14 protein-coding genes are annotated in these 15,975 nt (G+C 58.7%); 8 read left to right on the top strand and 6 right to left on the bottom strand.

The features are described 5' to 3' along the window. The first annotated feature begins 8 nt into the window (after positions 1-8). Positions 9-1,487: a sensor histidine kinase gene (locus tag RGV06_RS03685; RefSeq protein WP_046810822.1), complete on the top strand. Its 1,479-nt coding sequence runs from the start codon at positions 9-11 to the stop codon at positions 1,485-1,487. Next, complete coding sequence (locus RGV06_RS03680; protein WP_019825607.1) at positions 1,456-2,883, top strand: sigma-54-dependent transcriptional regulator; 1,428 nt, start codon at positions 1,456-1,458, stop codon at positions 2,881-2,883. The genes RGV06_RS03685 and RGV06_RS03680 overlap by 32 nt, the downstream gene beginning before the upstream one ends. Positions 2,884-3,056: 173 nt before the next feature. Here the strand turns inward: RGV06_RS03680 and RGV06_RS03675 are convergent, their stop codons facing one another. The 6 genes from RGV06_RS03675 to RGV06_RS03650 form a co-directional block, all read right to left on the bottom strand. After that, positions 3,057-3,458 (bottom strand): heme-binding protein, encoded by a 402-nt coding sequence (locus RGV06_RS03675; protein ID WP_019825608.1) that lies wholly within the window; start codon positions 3,456-3,458, stop codon positions 3,057-3,059. Beyond that, on the bottom strand, positions 3,437-4,690 hold the full coding sequence (gene glcF / locus RGV06_RS03670; RefSeq protein ID WP_322149402.1) for a glycolate oxidase subunit GlcF: 1,254 nt from the start codon (positions 4,688-4,690) through the stop codon (positions 3,437-3,439). The genes RGV06_RS03675 and glcF overlap by 22 nt, the downstream gene beginning before the upstream one ends. 3 nt (positions 4,691-4,693) lie before the next feature. Next, positions 4,694-5,755 carry a glycolate oxidase subunit GlcE gene (gene glcE / locus RGV06_RS03665; RefSeq protein ID WP_322149401.1) on the bottom strand — a complete coding sequence of 354 codons (1,062 nt, stop codon included), beginning with the start codon at positions 5,753-5,755 and terminating at the stop codon, positions 4,694-4,696. After that, positions 5,755-7,254, bottom strand: a complete 1,500-nt coding sequence (glcD, locus tag RGV06_RS03660; protein ID WP_322149400.1) for a glycolate oxidase subunit GlcD — start codon at positions 7,252-7,254, stop codon at positions 5,755-5,757. Before glcD ends, glcE begins: the two co-directional genes overlap by 1 nt. Before the next feature lie 194 nt (positions 7,255-7,448). Next, positions 7,449-7,616, bottom strand: coding sequence for a hypothetical protein (locus tag RGV06_RS03655; RefSeq protein ID WP_019825614.1), 168 nt, complete (start codon positions 7,614-7,616; stop codon positions 7,449-7,451). 302 nt (positions 7,617-7,918) lie between these two features. Continuing rightward, positions 7,919-8,563, bottom strand: a complete 645-nt coding sequence (locus RGV06_RS03650; protein WP_322149398.1) for a TetR/AcrR family transcriptional regulator — start codon at positions 8,561-8,563, stop codon at positions 7,919-7,921. A gap of 192 nt (positions 8,564-8,755) precedes the next feature. Here RGV06_RS03650 and RGV06_RS03645 point away from each other — a divergent pair, with 192 nt between their 5' ends. From RGV06_RS03645 to RGV06_RS03620, 6 genes are read left to right on the top strand one after another with little or no spacing between them, the layout of a single operon-like run. Then, positions 8,756-10,543, top strand: a complete 1,788-nt coding sequence (locus tag RGV06_RS03645) for an ABC transporter ATP-binding protein (RefSeq protein WP_019825618.1) — start codon at positions 8,756-8,758, stop codon at positions 10,541-10,543. Further along, a complete protein-coding gene (locus tag RGV06_RS03640; RefSeq protein WP_322149396.1) occupies positions 10,537-12,303 on the top strand; it encodes an ABC transporter ATP-binding protein in 1,767 nt (588 codons plus the stop codon). The genes RGV06_RS03645 and RGV06_RS03640 overlap by 7 nt, the downstream gene beginning before the upstream one ends. Continuing rightward, entirely contained in the window at positions 12,303-13,244 is a 942-nt protein-coding gene (locus RGV06_RS03635; protein WP_019825621.1) for an ABC transporter permease, read from the top strand. The genes RGV06_RS03640 and RGV06_RS03635 overlap by 1 nt, the downstream gene beginning before the upstream one ends. Then, a complete protein-coding gene (locus RGV06_RS03630; RefSeq protein WP_019825623.1) occupies positions 13,241-14,191 on the top strand; it encodes an iron chelate uptake ABC transporter family permease subunit in 951 nt (316 codons plus the stop codon). The genes RGV06_RS03635 and RGV06_RS03630 overlap by 4 nt, the downstream gene beginning before the upstream one ends. Further along, complete coding sequence (locus RGV06_RS03625; protein ID WP_019825625.1) at positions 14,188-14,964, top strand: ABC transporter ATP-binding protein; 777 nt, start codon at positions 14,188-14,190, stop codon at positions 14,962-14,964. Before RGV06_RS03630 ends, RGV06_RS03625 begins: the two co-directional genes overlap by 4 nt. Then, on the top strand, positions 14,961-15,956 hold the full coding sequence (locus RGV06_RS03620) for a siderophore ABC transporter substrate-binding protein (protein ID WP_322149395.1): 996 nt from the start codon (positions 14,961-14,963) through the stop codon (positions 15,954-15,956). Before RGV06_RS03625 ends, RGV06_RS03620 begins: the two co-directional genes overlap by 4 nt. The last annotated feature ends 19 nt before the right edge of the window (positions 15,957-15,975 follow it).

Genomic DNA, 15,975 nt, shown 5'->3' with positions numbered 1-15,975 from the left:
GAACACCCATGCCGTTACCCGATAAAACAGAAGCCGATCCCCATGCGCAACTGCTCAAACGCAGGCAGTTCAACCTGCTGCGCTGGTTTTCTCTGGGCAGCTTTCTGATCATTGCCGCGGTAGCCCTGGGGCTGGGCTACATATCCACGCGCTTTTTGGTCGAAGAGAGCATTGAGCGGGACTCGATCCTGACCGCGCAATTTATCCAGGCCATTGGTGCGGCAGAGATCCGGCATGCCGCTATCACGCCCGACCGTACCATGGGTGAGATGCTCGATCCGCGTCAGGACAAGGCTTATCCAGACGTTGCACCCGAGACGCGGACAACGGCGCGCATTGAGTTTCTGGACCATGTGGAGCACCTGCCGGACCTTCTTCTGGCTACCGTGTATGCCCTTGACCGCACGGTGGTCTGGTCAACCAATCCTGAACTGATCGGGGTGCGTATTGAAAATGACGATGAACTGGATCAGTCCTTTGAAATGAAGGAAGCGGTCTCCACCAGTTATCACGAAATTAACGATGAACGCCCTGAACAGCGACTGCTGCGTGAGCCCGATTACCTGTTTGTTGAAAACTACATACCGATGTTTAACGCCGACAAAAGTCACGTTATTGCCATGGTGGAGATCTACAAGGAGCCCGCGGACCTGGTAGCGCGCATACAGCGCGGCTTCAAGAGCATCTGGCTGGCGACGATACTGGGCGGACTGGTGATTTACCTGGCGTTGTTCTGGATCGTGCGCCGCGCCGCCCGACTGCTCGAAAGCCAGCAAAAGCAGCTGATTGCCAACGAAACCTTTGTCGCCCTTGGAGCTATGTCGTCAGCCGTTGCCCACAGCTTGCGCAACCCTCTGGCAAACATACGGTCAAGTGCCGAACTGTCCCAGGGCCTCGCCAGCCTAGGTGCACAGAAAAATATCGGTGACATTATCAATCAGGTCGACCGCATGTCGCGTTGGGTCCGCGAGCTGCTTGTTTCCTTGCGCCCGGCCACTGAAGAGTCCGAAGCCGTGGATTTGGTGCTGGCGCTTGAAGATACCTTGAGCGCTTTCGAACCCCTGATCCGCAGTTCGAACGTGGAAGTACGATTCAATTCACCGGCGTTTGAGCCGGTAGTCAGTCAGCAAGTGCTGCTCACGCAAATCCTCAACAGCCTGTTTGCCAATGCCCTGGAGGCCATGCCCAAGGGCGGCGTGCTGATGATCGACATCGAATCCTCGCAGCCGGGGCAATTGAGCATGACCTTGAGCGATACGGGTAAAGGCATGAGCCCGCAGCAGCAACAGATGGTGTTCAAACCGTTTTTCACCACCAAGCAAGGCGGCCTGGGTGTCGGCCTGGCGTTGGTTAAAAGAATCATGGAGCGCTTCGAAGGTTCGGTCGAACTGACCAGCCGAGAGCAGGAAGGAACCCGCGTGCGACTCAACTTTAAAGTGGCAACGGGAGAAGAATATGGAACACAGCATTCTGCTGGTCGAGGATGACGAGCTTTTAGCCGAGAATATTCAGACTTATCTGGAGCGTAAAAACTTCGAGGTGACGATCTGCCATTCGGCTGAAGAGGCGCTTGAAAAAATGACGGCCTTCACCCCTGACGTGGTGTTGACTGATAACTCACTGCCGGGCATGAGTGGCCATGACCTGATCCAGAAGCTGCGCGACAGCGCGCCGGATTTGAAAGTGATCATGATGACCGGGTACGGCAACGTAGAAGATGCGGTGATTGCGATGAAGGAGGGCGCCTTCCACTACGTCACCAAACCGGTAGCCCTGGCTGAGCTCAAGCTGTTGTTGGACAAGGCCATGGCGACTGATCGCATGGAGCGCACCCTGTCGTTTTATCAGGAGCGTGAGGCTCAGAAATCAGGGGTTCAGGCCTTGATCGGCGATTCGGCGCCCATGCAATACCTCAAGGGCACCATTGCCCAGTTGCTCGACGCGGAGCGCCGGATGGCCAACACCGACTTGCCGCCTGTTCTGGTGGAAGGCGAGACCGGCACTGGTAAGGAGCTGGTGGCGCGGGCGCTGCACTTTGACGGCCCACGCAGCAAAGGCCCGTTCATTGAATTCAACTGCGCGTCGATACCGTCCAATCTGGTGGAATCTGAGCTCTTCGGTCACGAGAAAGGGGCCTTCACTGACGCAAAGGATCGGCGTGTGGGCCTGGTGGAAGCCGCCGATGGTGGCACGCTGTTTCTCGACGAAGTCGGAGAGATGGACCTGTTGCTGCAAGCCAAGCTGCTCAAGTTGCTGGAAGACCGGACGATTCGCCGTGTCGGTTCGGTCAAGGAGCGCAAGGTGGATCTGCGGGTTATCAGCGCCACCAACTGCAACCTGGAACAGATGGTTCAACAGGGTAAATTCCGTCGCGACCTGTTTTTTCGTCTGCGCATCATCTCGATCAAGGTGCCGAGACTGCACAGCCGGGGTCAGGACATTCTGTTGCTGGCGCGACACTTCCTCGCCAGTCATGGCAAACGCTATGGCAAGCAGCATCTGCATTTCAGCAATCAGGCTGAAGAACTGCTGCTCAATTACAGCTGGCCGGGCAATGTGCGTGAGCTGCGCAACATGCTTGAGCAAACCGTGCTGCTGGCCCAAAGCGACACCATTGCTGCGAATCAATTGAACGTGTGCCTGAGCCTGGTGGATGAGCCCCAGATGCAACTGGAGGCGCAGCTTCATGAGCCACGTGCGGTTTACAACGGTATGGAGTCGATGAACCTGCCGGAAGTGGAGCGCGACATGGTGCGCAAGATGCTCGACAAGACCGACTGGAACGTCACCAAATCGGCCCGCCTGCTGGGGTTGAGCCGGGACATGTTGCGCTACCGGATAGAAAAACTGGGCCTGGAGCGCCCGGACAAACGCCAGTGGTGAGTGCCTTTAGGCGTGCGCTGCGGTTTGCCCGTTAATCCGAAGTAATGCCTTCGCGAGCAGGCTCGCTCCCACTGGGACTTCGGCACCCACAGAACTCGAGCCTTGCAGGGTTTATTGTGGGAGCAGGCTCGCTCCCACAGAGGAACTGCTTGCTTGGGTGCATCGTGGCCTGTTTATTTCAAGCATTGCGCGCCGGCCCTGGCCACTTGTGCATCATGTTCGGCCTTGACTCCGGAGACACCGACGGCACCGATCACATGGCCACCGACGATGATCGGCACGCCACCTTCCAGGGAAGTCAGCAGGGGGGCAGACAAAAAGGCGTAGCGTCCGCCATTGACCATCTCTTCATAGCCTTTGGAGTCGCGTCGACCCAACGCCGAGGTGCGCGCCTTTTCAGTGGCGATATAGGCGCTGATCGGCGGGCAACCGTCAAGGCGTTCAAGGGCCAGCGGATGGCCGCCGTCGTCGACAATGGCGATGGTGACGGCCCATTGGTTGTTCTGTGCTTCGCTGCGGGCCACGGCAAGGATTTGGCTGACTTCTTTCTGACTCAGTACGGCTTTGGTTTGCATGGTGGCTCTCCGGGTTGGGGCAGTGCGGCTTCGAACAGTTCGATCCAGTGGCGGACCGGGGTTCTGCCTGCACTGTCGAGATGGGACTGACAACCGATATTGGCCGTCACAATGACCTCGGGGTGGCCGCTCTCCAGTGCAGTGAGTTTTTGGTCGCGCAGTTGTCGGGACAGCTCGGGCTGGGTCAGCGAATAAGTCCCCGCCGAACCGCAGCACAGGTGGCTGTCGGGAACCGCTGTCAGGTTGAACCCGACTCGGGCCAGCAGGGCTTCAACCGCCCCAGTGAGCTTTTGGGCGTGTTGCAAGGTGCAAGGGCAGTGGAACGCCAGGCGCTGATCGCTGTGTATGCCAAGCGTTTCCAGGGGCTCATCGTGCAGTACTTCAACCAGGTCCCTGGCCAGCGCGCTGACCCTTGCTGCCTTGCGGGCATAAGCCGGATCGCTGCTGAGCAGGTGGCCATAATCCTTGATGAAGGCGCCACAACCGCTGGCAGTTTGCACAATGGCCTCGGCTCCGTCTTCAATGCCGGGCCACCATGCATCGATGTTACGGCGGGCGCGATCAAGTCCCGTCGCCTGGGCGTCGAGATGATAATCCACGGCGCCGCAGCAACCGGCTTCACGGGCAGGCTTCACACTGATCCCCAGCCGGTCCAGAACTCTGGCGGCCGCCGCGTTGGTATTAGGTGACAGACTCGGTTGCACGCAGCCTTCGAGCATCAGCACCTGTCGGGCATGGTGAGTGGTCGGTCGAGGTTTTGCCGCAGGCACCGTGCGGGGCAATTTTGCTTGCAGGGGACCCGGCAGCCATGGGCGTAGAACCTGACCGCTGCTGACCAGCCCTTTGAACAGACCGGTACTCGGGACAACACTGCGCAAGCCTTCGCGCAACAAGCGCTGCCCTAGCGAGCGGGGCACTTGAGCGTCGACCACGGCCCGGCCGATATCCAGCAAGTTGTGGTAATCGACGCCGGAAGGGCAGGTGGTTTCGCAATTGCGGCACGACAGGCAACGGTCCAGATGTTGCTGGGTCTTTTGTGTGGCCTCGTTGCCTTCGAGCACTTGCTTGATCAGGTAAATACGGCCTCTCGGTCCATCCAGTTCATCGCCAAGCAACTGATAGGTCGGGCACGTGGCGTTGCAGAAACCACAGTGCACACAACTGCGCAGGATGCTTTCGGCTTCCAGGGCGCGGGGCAACTGGCGTGCTTTGTCGCTCAGGGTGGTCTGCATGGCTCAACACTCCGCGTACAGGCGACCGGGGTTGAAGATGCCCCGTGGATCGAGTTGCTGTTTCAGATTGCGGTGGTAGCGCATCAGCACATCGGGCAGGGGCTGAAACGGACTGTCGACCAGGCCGTGCCGATAGCAGGTCGCATGCCCGCCGACTTCTGCCATGACGTTGCGAATGAACGCCTCATCGGCATCTGACTTGAGCCAGCGCTGCGCACCGCCCCAATCGATCAGTTGAGTACCGGGCAAAGCCAGGCAGCGAGTGTTGTTGGGCAAGGACAGCCGCCAAAGGGGCTGGGTCTCGTCGAAGAAGCTCAGCTGATGTTCGTTGAGATCGGTCCAGTAAGAAGAATCCAGCAGCTCGCCACCGAGCCGTTCATGGGCCGCTGCCACCGAGCCATCGCCGCCTTCAAGTCTTATGTGCAGGCGCTGGCCATCGTGGCATGCAGCGCTGATCGGCAGCGGTTGCTGGCCCCACTCTGCAAGGCGCAGCAGGGCGCGTTCGGGGTCCAGTTCCAGGCTGATACTCAGGCATTGCCGAGGCTTGGGCAGTACCTTGAGGGACACTTCGGTCACCACCCCAAGCACGCCATAACTGCCAGCCATCAAGCGGGACAGATCGTAGCCGGCGACGTTTTTCATGACTTCGCCGCCAAAGCGCAAATGTTTACCGTGCCCCGTGATGACCCGTGTTCCAAGGACATAGTCCCTGACCGAGCCTGACCAGGGCCTGCGAGGTCCCGATAACCCGCTGGCAATCATGCCCCCTACCGTGGCATCTGCGAACGAGGGCGGTTCGCAGGGCAGTATTTGTTGGGCTTGATCCAGAGCGTGCGCCAACTCCGACAGGGGGGTGCCGCAGCGGGCCGTGATCACCAGTTCGGTTGGGTCATAGCTGACGATGCCCCGGTGGGAGCGGGTGTCGAGCACTTCACCCGCCACGGGGCGGCCAAGGAACATCTTGCTGTTGGCACCCTGAATACGTAGCGGGGTAGCGTACTGAAGGGCCTGCCGGACCTGTTCCAGCAGGCGGTCGCTGTCATCCAGATCGGATTCTTTGTGCATCAGAAACGCTCCAGTTCAGGGAAGGGCAATCGACCCATGTGAACGTGCATGGCGCCAAACTCGGCACAGCGATGCAGGGTGGGAATGTTTTTGCCGGGGTTGAGCAGGCCACCGGGATCGAAGGCAGCCTTTACAGCGTGGAACAGGGTTAGTTCATCACTGTTGAACTGCGCGCACATCTGATTGATTTTTTCGCGACCCACGCCGTGCTCGCCGGTAATGCTGCCGCCGACCTTTACACACAACTCAAGGATCTTGCCGCCCAAGGCTTCGGCGCGATCGAGTTCGCCCGGCTGATTGGCATCGAACAGAATCAACGGGTGCATATTGCCGTCACCGGCGTGGAACACGTTGGCTACTCGCAGCTTGTACTCGGTCGACAACGCGGCGATGGCTTGCAGAACCCCCGGCAGCTCACGGCGCGGGATGGTGCCGTCCATGCAGTAGTAATCAGGCGAGAGGCGACCTACAGCCGGGAAGGCGTTCTTGCGCCCGGCCCAGAAGCGCACCCGCTCAGCCTCGTCTTTAGCCTGGCGCACTTCGGTGGCACCGGCCTGCTCCAGGACCTGACGTACCCGGTTGCAGTCGTCATGGACATCGGCTTCAACACCGTCGAGTTCGCACAGCAAAATGGCTTCGGCGTCGACGGGGTAGCCTGCGTGGATGAAGTCTTCCGCAGCGCGGATGGCCAGGTTGTCCATCATCTCCAGGCCGCCGGGGATGATGCCTGCGGCAATGATGTCGCCCACGGCTCGACCCGCTTTCTCAACGCAATCGAATGCCGCCAGCAGCACTTTGGCTGTCTGAGGCTTGGGCAGCAGTTTGACCGTGACCTCGGTGATCACCCCGAGCATGCCTTCGGAGCCGGTAAACAGCGCCAACAGATCAAAACCAGGGGAGTCGAGTGCGTCCGAGCCCAATGTCAGGTGCTCGCCTTCTACGGTAAGAACCTCGACCTTGAGCAGGTTGTGCACGGTCAGACCGTACTTTAGGCAATGCACGCCACCGGCGTTTTCCGCGACGTTGCCGCCGATCGAACAGGCGATTTGTGAGGACGGATCGGGGGCGTAATAAAGGCCGAACGGTGCCGCCGCCTGGGAAATCGCCAGATTGCGCACCCCCGGCTGAACCCGTGCAGTTCGGGCAGCGGCGTCGATGTGGAGGATATTGTTGAAGCGGGCCATGACCAGCAGTACGCCTTTTTCCAACGGCAATGCACCACCGGACAAACCGGTACCAGCCCCGCGAGGGACGACCGGGACGCGCAGCTCATGGCAAATCTGCAGCACGCCCTGCACCTCGTCGAGGTGACGTGGCAGCACCACCAGCAGGGGCGTGGTGTGGTAGGCGCTAAGGCCGTCGCATTCGTACGGCTTCAACTCTTCACGCTGATGCAGGACTTCAAGGCCCGGCAAACGTGCCTGCAAGGTGTGCAGAAGCAGGGCTAGATCCACGTCGGGCAGGATGCCATCGACGCGTTCATCGTAAAGGATGTTCATGGCGGCTCACGACACTCGATTGTTTTTATTAGAGGTCTGTATCCGGATGCAGCGGTCCATCATTGGACCCGGGCGTGTTCCTGTCTATGTATTGTTTGGCGGGTCGAACCAATTATGTAAAGGTTTCGATGGCGCAAGTAAACCCGTCGCACGGCAACGTGCAGGTTTGAAGGGAGAGGGTGCTGGTTGCCGGTTCAGCGGCGGATGCGATTTTTTTGCCAGCTCAGATCGCTGTGAAACGTTCCCGTATCACCGCGCATCACGTAGAGGGAGGCCCTGTAGGCCGAAGTCAGCCGGGAGCATTGCAGGCCGCGAATCTTGGTGTATGCCCAGATCCAGCCGTGGCTCGTCTTGGCGCTCATCCTTCTTCCTGCTTGTTCATCACCTGACCCCTGATTTCTACAACTTAAATGACTTGAACCTGTTTGGACCGGCTCTGGCTCAGTAGTTCCCTTTCTATAGACGGCGTATGTGTTGCAGGCGTGTCATTCAGGGCTGCGTTTGTTCGCAAGAGGTGGCGCAAGACATGATTAAGGGGTCGTTTCAAAAAACGCTGCAAAAAACGGCCTCAATGATGAACGTCATAGAGGCCGTTGACAGGTTGATTCGCGAAGCTGCGATTGAACGGCAGTGATCATTGGGGCTGCCGAACTTGCCCTGTGTACTACGACTTGGTACTGAACTTCTGACTATCCTTCTGAGCCTGTTCCTCAAGCAGGACCAGTGCCCCGACGATAAGCGCGCGCATGCCCTGGTCCAGCTCCACCTCCATTTCGGTTTCTTCCGCCAAGCGATCTGCTTCGATAACAGGCGCTCGGCTTGTTACCGAATACACCGTATCGGCCACGGCGATACCGTGGAATGCCACTGTCGCCAGCAGCCAGCGTGCGTTTTCCTTTGAGAGGCCATAGACCTGTGCGATATGGCCTTGATGCTCGTCGATCTTGGCGAGCATGGGTTGTGTCGCTGCCAGCCTGCGGATGACGTAGGGCGTCAGTCCGGGGTGCGCTTTGACAAACACCCGTACCGATGTGGCGAACAGCGTCAGGTACTCCCTCAACGCACTGCGTTGCTCTACGTCGGCCCGGGGTATTTGCCAGCGAGTGAAGATCTCTTCGGCTACCAGATTCTTGAGCGCCTCAAGGTTTGCAACATGCTTGTAAAGCGCCATGTGGCTGACCCCCAATGCAGCGGCTACGCCGACAAAAGTAATGCTTGGTAAGCCGATTTCAATACCGGCTTCGACGATGCGCTCCCGCGTAATGGTGCGCGGACGCCCGCGGGAGGCGGGTGGTTGTGACGCTTTCATGGCTGTTCCTTGAGCGGTGAGGAGTGTCTTGTAGCTGTCTTGTCAGCATTGCGCAAATTAGTTTATAGTCATGCAACTAATTAAGATTCTGATTTCCGGGCCAATCCCATGTGATCCGACTCCCTTCTGTTTGCCCTGCGCTGGAGTGCGAAAGCCATTCCATCCTCCTGAATTTATGGACGCTTGATTGACATGGACACTCCTGACACGGTCTCGGCCAAACCCAAGGGGCGTGGCCCCATCAGCCAGATCCTGAGCCCCATTCGTGGGCGGCTGATTGTTGCCGCCGCGCTCGCGGGTTGCGGTTCAATGTTGACGCTGGTGCCGCTGGCAGGCATTGCGCATATAGCGAGTCTGGCCCTCGGCGATTCGGGCATCGTTTCCCACGAAGTGTGGTGGGTGGTGATCGCCGGTATCGCCAGCCTGTGTCTGGGAATGCTGCTGATATCCGCCGCAGAACTTCTCGCCCACCTGGCTGATAATCGCATCACTTATCACCTGCGTATGGCGATTATCCAGCGACTGAGCCGCGTGCCCCTGGGGTGGTTCACACGTCGTGCATCCGGTGAGGTCAAGCAGGCAATACAGGACGACATCAATACGCTGCACAGCCTGACCGCGCATTTCTATACGACGGTGGGGCGCGCGGTAGGCGCTATTGTTATCTCGCTTGTCTACCTGTTTGCGATGGACTGGCGCATGGCGATCGTGTCGATCTTGCCGTTTCCCGGATTCTTCCTCTTTTTCACCCGCGCCATGAAGGCCAGCGAGCGCAACATGCAGGCGTTCGTCGAGGGGATGGGGCGCATAGACAATGCCGTGGTCGAGTTCGTCAATGGCATCCCGGTCGTCAAGTCGTTCGGGGCAATTGGCAAGGCGCATAACAGTTACCGCGAGGCCATCGACGCTTTCGCCCATGCTTTTATCGGTTTCACCCGCCCTCTGGTGGGCTCAATGGCCAACGCCAATGCGATGATATCTCCGGTCGCTGTACTGGGTACGGTGCTGGCATTTGGAACTTCTTTCGTTGCGTTGGGCTGGATCGTGCCGCTGGATGTACTGCCATTCGCCCTGGTGACTCCAGGTTTATGTGGTCCCTTGCTATTGCTGCACTACGTCACTCACGACCTTAACCACGCCACGGGTGCTGCCGGCCGCGTGCAGGCACTGCTCGATACCCCGGTGCTTGAACAACCCGCGCCCGGCATGCAGTTGTTGCCTATGGGCAGTGAAATCTGCCTGGAGCACGTCGGCTACACCTATGACGCCGGGCGCAGGGGAGTGTTGGATATCAGCTTTGCACTCCAGCCCGGTACAACGACGGCCATAGTCGGTCGTTCCGGCGCCGGGAAATCAACCCTGGCGCGCCTGCTGCTGCGTTTTTTTGACCCCACCCAAGGTCGTATCACCCTCGGTGGCGTGGACCTGCGCCACATTGAGACTTCTACGCTGTACCGGCATATCGGCTTCGTCTTGCAGGAGGTGCGGCTGATTCATGCCAGTGTGTGCGACAACATTGCCCTGGGCAGGCCGTCGGCCTCCCGGCAGCAGGTAGAGGAGGCGGCGCGAATGGCCAATATCCATGAGCGCATTCTCGCGTTGCCTCGCGGCTATGACTCGGTGGTGGGTGAGGATGCGCAGTTTTCCGGCGGCGAGTTGCAACGAGTGAGTATTGCTCGCGCCGTCTTGCTCGATCCGCCCGTGCTGGTGCTCGACGAAGCCACGGCGGCGGCGGATGCCGAAAGTGAAGTTGCAATCCAGGATGCCCTGTCGCGCTTCGCCGAGGGCCGCACACTTCTGGTCATCGCCCACCGACTCGACACCGTGATGCATGCCGACCAGATCATTGTGCTCGATAACGGCACGCTCCATGAACAAGGCAACCACGCCGAGTTGCTGGCACGTCAGGGGCTATATGCCCATTTGTGGGCGTTGGGTGACTACCATAACTGCGAAGAACCGGCGGTGTCGTCATGCTGAAAGCCTTTATAGAGCTGCTGGGCGACGATGCGCCTGTTTTCCATCGTTATGTATTGATGACGGTGTCTTATGGATTGCTCAGCGGCTTGACCCTCACCACGCTGGTACCGGTGCTGGGGTATCTGCTGGCAGAAGATGTGCGCGGTGCGGCGCTGTGGCTGATTCTGACGCTTGCCGGAATGACCGTATGCTGGGCTTGGCGCCGTAGGGTGGAGAGGGCTGGTGTGGCAGTGGGTGTGGTTATCCTGCAGGGTTCACGCCAACGTATCGGCGATCATGTTGCGCGTTTGCCCTTGGGCTGGTTCACGGCCCACAACACCAGCCATCTGGGTCATGTGATTACCCAGGGGATGATGACGGTGGCCCAATTGCCAGCGCACGTATTTACACCGGTAATCACTGGGGCGGTGACGCCTTTGGCGATCGTCGTTGCGTTGTTGGCTTTGCATTGGCCAATGGGGCTTATCGCGCTTCTAGGGCTGCCGATTCTGGCCGTCGCTTTGTGGTTGACCGCGCGCCTGGGGCGGCGTACCGATCAGGCTTACCATCGTCATTTCGCCGATGCCAGCCAGCGTATGGTCGAGTTTGCACAGGCCCAGTCAGTGCTGCGCGCATTCAATAGTGAGGGCGGGAGTTCACAGTTACTCGAACAGGCCATCGAGCGGCAACGCCAGTCTGGCTTGCGGTTGATTTATCAGTCTTCGCTCTCGGTTGTACTCAATGCCTGGGTCGTGCAGGCCATTTTTGCAGCCTTGATGATTACGGCTGCTCTGTGGCTCAACGCCCAATTGGGCGGCACGCTGGATACAGATTCGGTGGTTGCGGTGATGGTCGCGCTGCTCTTGACCAGTCGCTATATCGACCCGTTGCTGGACGTGGCCAGCTATGCCGAGATCCTGCGCAGTGCGTGCGGTCAGCTTGAAGCTGTGCAGGGCATCTTCGCGGTAAAGCCTTTGTTGGAGCCGGACCAACCGCAGCCGCCACGTGATGGCAGTGTGGAATTGCGCAGGGTGAGCATGCGCTATGCCCCTGATCAGCCAGATGTACTACATAACGTCAACCTGCGTATTGCACCAGGCAGCATGACAGCCTTGATCGGTGCTTCGGGCTCAGGCAAGACCACGCTGGTCAGGCTGATTGCGCGGTTCTTCGATGCAAACGAGGGTTGCGTGCTGGTGGGGGGCGTGGATGTACGTCAGATGTCCAGTCGCCAGCTGGCGGACCATGTCGGCCAGATTTTTCAGGACAGTTATCTGTTCCTGGGCAGCATTGCCGACAACATTCGTATCGGCAGGCCCGATGCCAGCGCAGCCGAAGTCCTGGACGCTGCGCAGCAAGCCGGGATAAGTGAGCTTGTCGAGCGTTTACCGCAAGGCCTTGACACGCCTGTGGGTGAGGGCGGTACACGCCTGTCGGGCGGTGAGCGTCAGCGTATCGCAATTGCCCGTGCGTTAATCAAGGACGCTCCCATTCTATTGGTGGACGAAGCCACCGCTGCCCTGGATGCCGAGAATCAGCTTGTGATTGCCGAGGTACTGGCCGGACTTCGCGGGCGTCGCACCGTGGTGGTGATTGCGCATCAGCTGTCGACCGTGTCGATGGCGGACCAGATCGTGGTGCTGGATAAGGGCCGGATTGTCGAACAGGGCGAACCTGGCGCTTTGCTTGCCAACGCAGGCCATTACGCACATTTTCTGGATCAGCGCCGGACCGCCAAAGGCTGGCGGGTCGGCACACCGCTGAACAGTGAGCGGGTCTGATGCGGGTGCGTGTATGTGTGTTGTTTGCCCTGCTTTGCGGCGCGTCGCTGTCGGTGGGCGCACGGCAGATGGAGTGGACGCAGCTGTTGTCGCTGTCAGGCGATGCCTGGCTGACATTGACGGCCAGCCGGCTGCCGCGTTTGGCGGCGTTGATACTGACGGGGGTTGGCCTGGCCGTGTGCGGCGTCATCTTGCAGCACATTGTGCGCAACAAATTCGTTGAACCGGGCACTTCGGGCGGGCTGGATGCGGCCAGGCTCGGCATTCTGGCGTCGATCGTACTGGCACCGGGGGCCGGTACTATCTGGCGCATGCTGTTTGCGTTGGTGTTCTGTTTCGCCGCCGGTTTGATCTTCTTGGCGATCATCCGCCGCATCAGGTTCAAAAGCACGGTACTGGTTCCGGTCATAGGTCTGATGTATGGCGGCTTGCTGAGCGCCATCGCCGAGTTCTATGCCTATCACAACAACATCATGCAAAGCATGCAGGGCTGGTTGCTGGGTGACTTTTCCAGGGTCGTACAGGGCAGCTACGAAATCATTTACCTGATTCTGCCGATCGTAGTCCTGACTTATGTGTATGCGCACCGTTTTACCGTGGTCGGTATGGGTGAGGGTATGGCCATGAGCCTGGGCCTGAACTATTCGGCAACCGTGGCGCTGGGTTTGTTATTGGTGGCAATCACGGTGGCAGCCACGGTCATTACGGTCGGCGCCATTCCTTTTGTAGGGCTGGTCATTCCCAATCTGGTGGCGCTGCGTTATGGCGATAATCTGGCCCGTACGCTGCCTATGGTTGCGCTGGGTGGCGCCTCATTGCTGTTGGTCTGCGACATTCTTGGACGGCTGATTATCTACCCGTTTGAAGTGCCGATTGGTCTTACAGCAGGCAGCATGGGTGGTGTGCTGTTCCTGGCGCTGATCATTTGGAGGCACCGATGATGCGCCTCGTTTCCAGGCATGGGATATGGGGCGTAGTGCTCCTGTTGGCACTGGGGTTCGTGTTCCTGCGTTCGGGGCTGGATTTCGACTACATCATTCCCAGGCGGATTGCCCGCCTGACGGCAATGGTGATTGGCGGGATCTGTATCGGCTGGTCGTCGATCACGTTCCAGACCATTACGGGCAACCGGATACTGACACCGGCGATCATGGGCTACGAAGCCGTCTATTTGTTGTGGCAGGCCTTGCTGGTGCTATTTCTGGGAGCCGGCAGCGTGATGTTGCTGGGCAGTAACGGCAACTTCCTGCTGTCTGTACTGCTGTTGCTTGGTTACTCGTGGCTTATCCATCGCTGGCTGCTGCGTAATGGCAAGAGCAACGTTTATTTCCTGCTGCTGATCGGGCTGGTACTGACGATGGTCATCGGCACATTTACTCAGTTTGTCCAGCTCAAGGTCAGCCCTGGCGAGTTCTCGATTCTGCAGAGCTTTAGCCTGGCCTCGTTCAATCGGGCACAGCCGCAGCAGTTGCTGTATGCCGGACTGCTGGTTGCCGGTGTTTGCCTGGTAGGCATCAGAACCTTGCCGACCCTCGATGTGCTTTCTCTGGGGCGTGACCAGGCTATTTCCCTGGGTGTTGATTACCGGCGTAACGTGCGCCTGCATCTGGCGCTAATTGCCGCTCTGGTCGCGATTTCAACCAGCCTGCTCGGGCCCACCGCGTTTATGGGCATCTTCGTGGCAAACATGACCTATGCGCTTGCCCGAACCTTCAGGCACCGAGTTACTTTGCCGTTGGGCTGCGTGATTGCCATTGGGCTTTTCATCGCCGCCCAACTTCTGGTCGAGCATGTCTTCAACTACAAAACCACCGTTGGAATTCTCGTCAATCTGGTGTGTGGCGGGTATTTCCTTTTGCTGATGGTGCGCACCCGGGGAGCCTCATGATCACCGTCCACGATATCCATAAGGTCTATGGCGCCAAGACGGTCTTGCGCGGTGTTGACGCCCATTTTCCCTCTCGGCAGCTGACTTCGCTGATCGGCCCCAATGGCGCGGGCAAGACCACCTTGCTGATGATGATCGCACGGTTGATGGAGCCAACATCCGGAGAAGTCCGCATCGAGGGCCGTGCAGTTGCAGGCATTCGTGTCGGCGAATACGCCAAACGCGTGGCCACCTTGCGTCAGGCGCCGGATTTCAATTTGCGTCTGACAGTAGAGGAGGTGGTCGCCTTCGGGCGCTTTCCCTACAGCCGTGGAGTGTTGACCCGTGAAGACCAGCGAGTGATCGACGAGGCCATTGATTTTCTCTCGCTCCAAGCGCTGCGCCATGCCTATCTCGACGAACTCAGTGGTGGGCAGCGACAAATGGCATTTCTGGCCATGACCATCGCCCAGCAGACGGATTACCTGCTGCTGGATGAGCCGCTGAACAATCTTGATATCAAACACGCCGTGCAGATCATGCGGGCATTGCGCCGACTCTGCGACGAACACGCACGCACCGTGATCCTAGTCGTGCATGACATCAATTTTGCCGCCAGTTATTGCGATCACATTGTCGCGATGAAGGAGGGCGCAGTGTATTGCGCCGGCAGCGTTGATGAGGTGATCACTGAATCGCGGCTTGGTGAGCTTTACGGGCTGGACTTCGAGATCACCCACAGCCCACGTGGACGCCTGTGCAATTACTTCAATCCAGAAAGAGAAGCTAAATGAGCACTGATCTCACATTTCGATTGTGGCTGCTGGCCCTGCTTATCGGCGCGTTTGTCGCGGTGCAAGGGTGCAATGAGAAGCCGCTTGAATCGCCCCGGGAAACCGCCAGGGCGCAATCAGGGCAGGAGGCGTTTGCGCCGGTCACGGTGCAGCATCAGTTGGGTACAACCGTGATCGATCGTGCTCCACAGCGCGTGGTTGCTTTGGACATGAATGAGGTCGATTTTCTCGATCAGTTGGGTGTTCCTGTGGCCGGTATGCCCAAGGATTTCATCCCGCACTTTCTGTCCAGCTACAAGGACGCGCCGGGGGTCGAGGATCTGGGCGCTATTGTCCAGCCCAACCTTGAGCGGGTTCATCGGGCGAGGCCTGACCTGATATTGATCACGTCGCTGCAGGCCAACCACTATCGGGAACTGAGCGAAATGGCTCCGACGATTCATTTCGATGTCGACTATCGAGATAGCGAGACGCGCCATATCGAGGTCATCAGGGATCACTTGCTGACCCTGGGGCGGATCTTCGGCAAGGAAAACCTTGCAGGACAGAAAGCCCTGGAACTCGACGCGAAAGTTGAGGAAGCAAGGCGTATCACTGAAGGGCGGCCGGAAAAAGCACTGGTAGTGCTGCATAACAACGGTGCTTTCAGTTCCTTCGGTGTGCAGTCTCGCTATGGATTCATCTTCAATGCCTTGGGCGTTAAATCTGCTAGTCCGATGGCCGAAGCGGGGCTGCATGGCCAACCTGTTTCAAGTGAATTCATCCAGCAAGCCAATCCCGACATCATCTACGTGGTTGACCGCACGGCCGTGATGGAGCGCCGGGCGGTGATGGATGTGCAGAGCATGGGCAATCCGTTGCTGCGCCAGACCAATGCCTGGAGAAACGGCCGGGTGATCTTCGTCGATGCCCAGGCCTGGTATGTAACCGGCGCCAGTCCAGCCTCCCTGAAGCGCGTAATCGAGGACGTCATAAAGGGCTATCAAGGCTGAACCCTCGCGGGGCTGTGCC

The sequence above is a fragment of the Pseudomonas sp. CCI3.1 genome, from assembly GCF_034313985.1.
GTDB classification, from domain to species: Bacteria; Pseudomonadota; Gammaproteobacteria; order Pseudomonadales; family Pseudomonadaceae; genus Aquipseudomonas; species Aquipseudomonas psychrophila.
This window is presented reverse-complemented; position numbering and strand designations above follow the sequence as displayed.

What these genes read in the sequence shown, in the direction of transcription:
- RGV06_RS03685 (WP_046810822.1), top strand. Translation starts at nt 9, where the DNA reads ATGCCGTTACCCGATAAAACAGAAGCCGATCCCCATGCGCAACTGCTC.
- RGV06_RS03680 (WP_019825607.1), top strand. Translation starts at nt 1,456, where the DNA reads ATGGAACACAGCATTCTGCTGGTCGAGGATGACGAGCTTTTAGCCGAG.
- RGV06_RS03675 (WP_019825608.1), bottom strand. Translation starts at nt 3,458, where the DNA reads ATGCAAACCAAAGCCGTACTGAGTCAGAAAGAAGTCAGCCAAATCCTT.
- glcF (WP_322149402.1), bottom strand. Translation starts at nt 4,690, where the DNA reads ATGCAGACCACCCTGAGCGACAAAGCACGCCAGTTGCCCCGCGCCCTG.
- glcE (WP_322149401.1), bottom strand. Translation starts at nt 5,755, where the DNA reads ATGCACAAAGAATCCGATCTGGATGACAGCGACCGCCTGCTGGAACAG.
- glcD (WP_322149400.1), bottom strand. Translation starts at nt 7,254, where the DNA reads ATGAACATCCTTTACGATGAACGCGTCGATGGCATCCTGCCCGACGTG.
- RGV06_RS03655 (WP_019825614.1), bottom strand. Translation starts at nt 7,616, where the DNA reads ATGAGCGCCAAGACGAGCCACGGCTGGATCTGGGCATACACCAAGATT.
- RGV06_RS03650 (WP_322149398.1), bottom strand. Translation starts at nt 8,563, where the DNA reads ATGAAAGCGTCACAACCACCCGCCTCCCGCGGGCGTCCGCGCACCATT.
- RGV06_RS03645 (WP_019825618.1), top strand. Translation starts at nt 8,756, where the DNA reads ATGGACACTCCTGACACGGTCTCGGCCAAACCCAAGGGGCGTGGCCCC.
- RGV06_RS03640 (WP_322149396.1), top strand. Translation starts at nt 10,537, where the DNA reads ATGCTGAAAGCCTTTATAGAGCTGCTGGGCGACGATGCGCCTGTTTTC.
- RGV06_RS03635 (WP_019825621.1), top strand. Translation starts at nt 12,303, where the DNA reads ATGCGGGTGCGTGTATGTGTGTTGTTTGCCCTGCTTTGCGGCGCGTCG.
- RGV06_RS03630 (WP_019825623.1), top strand. Translation starts at nt 13,241, where the DNA reads ATGATGCGCCTCGTTTCCAGGCATGGGATATGGGGCGTAGTGCTCCTG.
- RGV06_RS03625 (WP_019825625.1), top strand. Translation starts at nt 14,188, where the DNA reads ATGATCACCGTCCACGATATCCATAAGGTCTATGGCGCCAAGACGGTC.
- RGV06_RS03620 (WP_322149395.1), top strand. Translation starts at nt 14,961, where the DNA reads ATGAGCACTGATCTCACATTTCGATTGTGGCTGCTGGCCCTGCTTATC.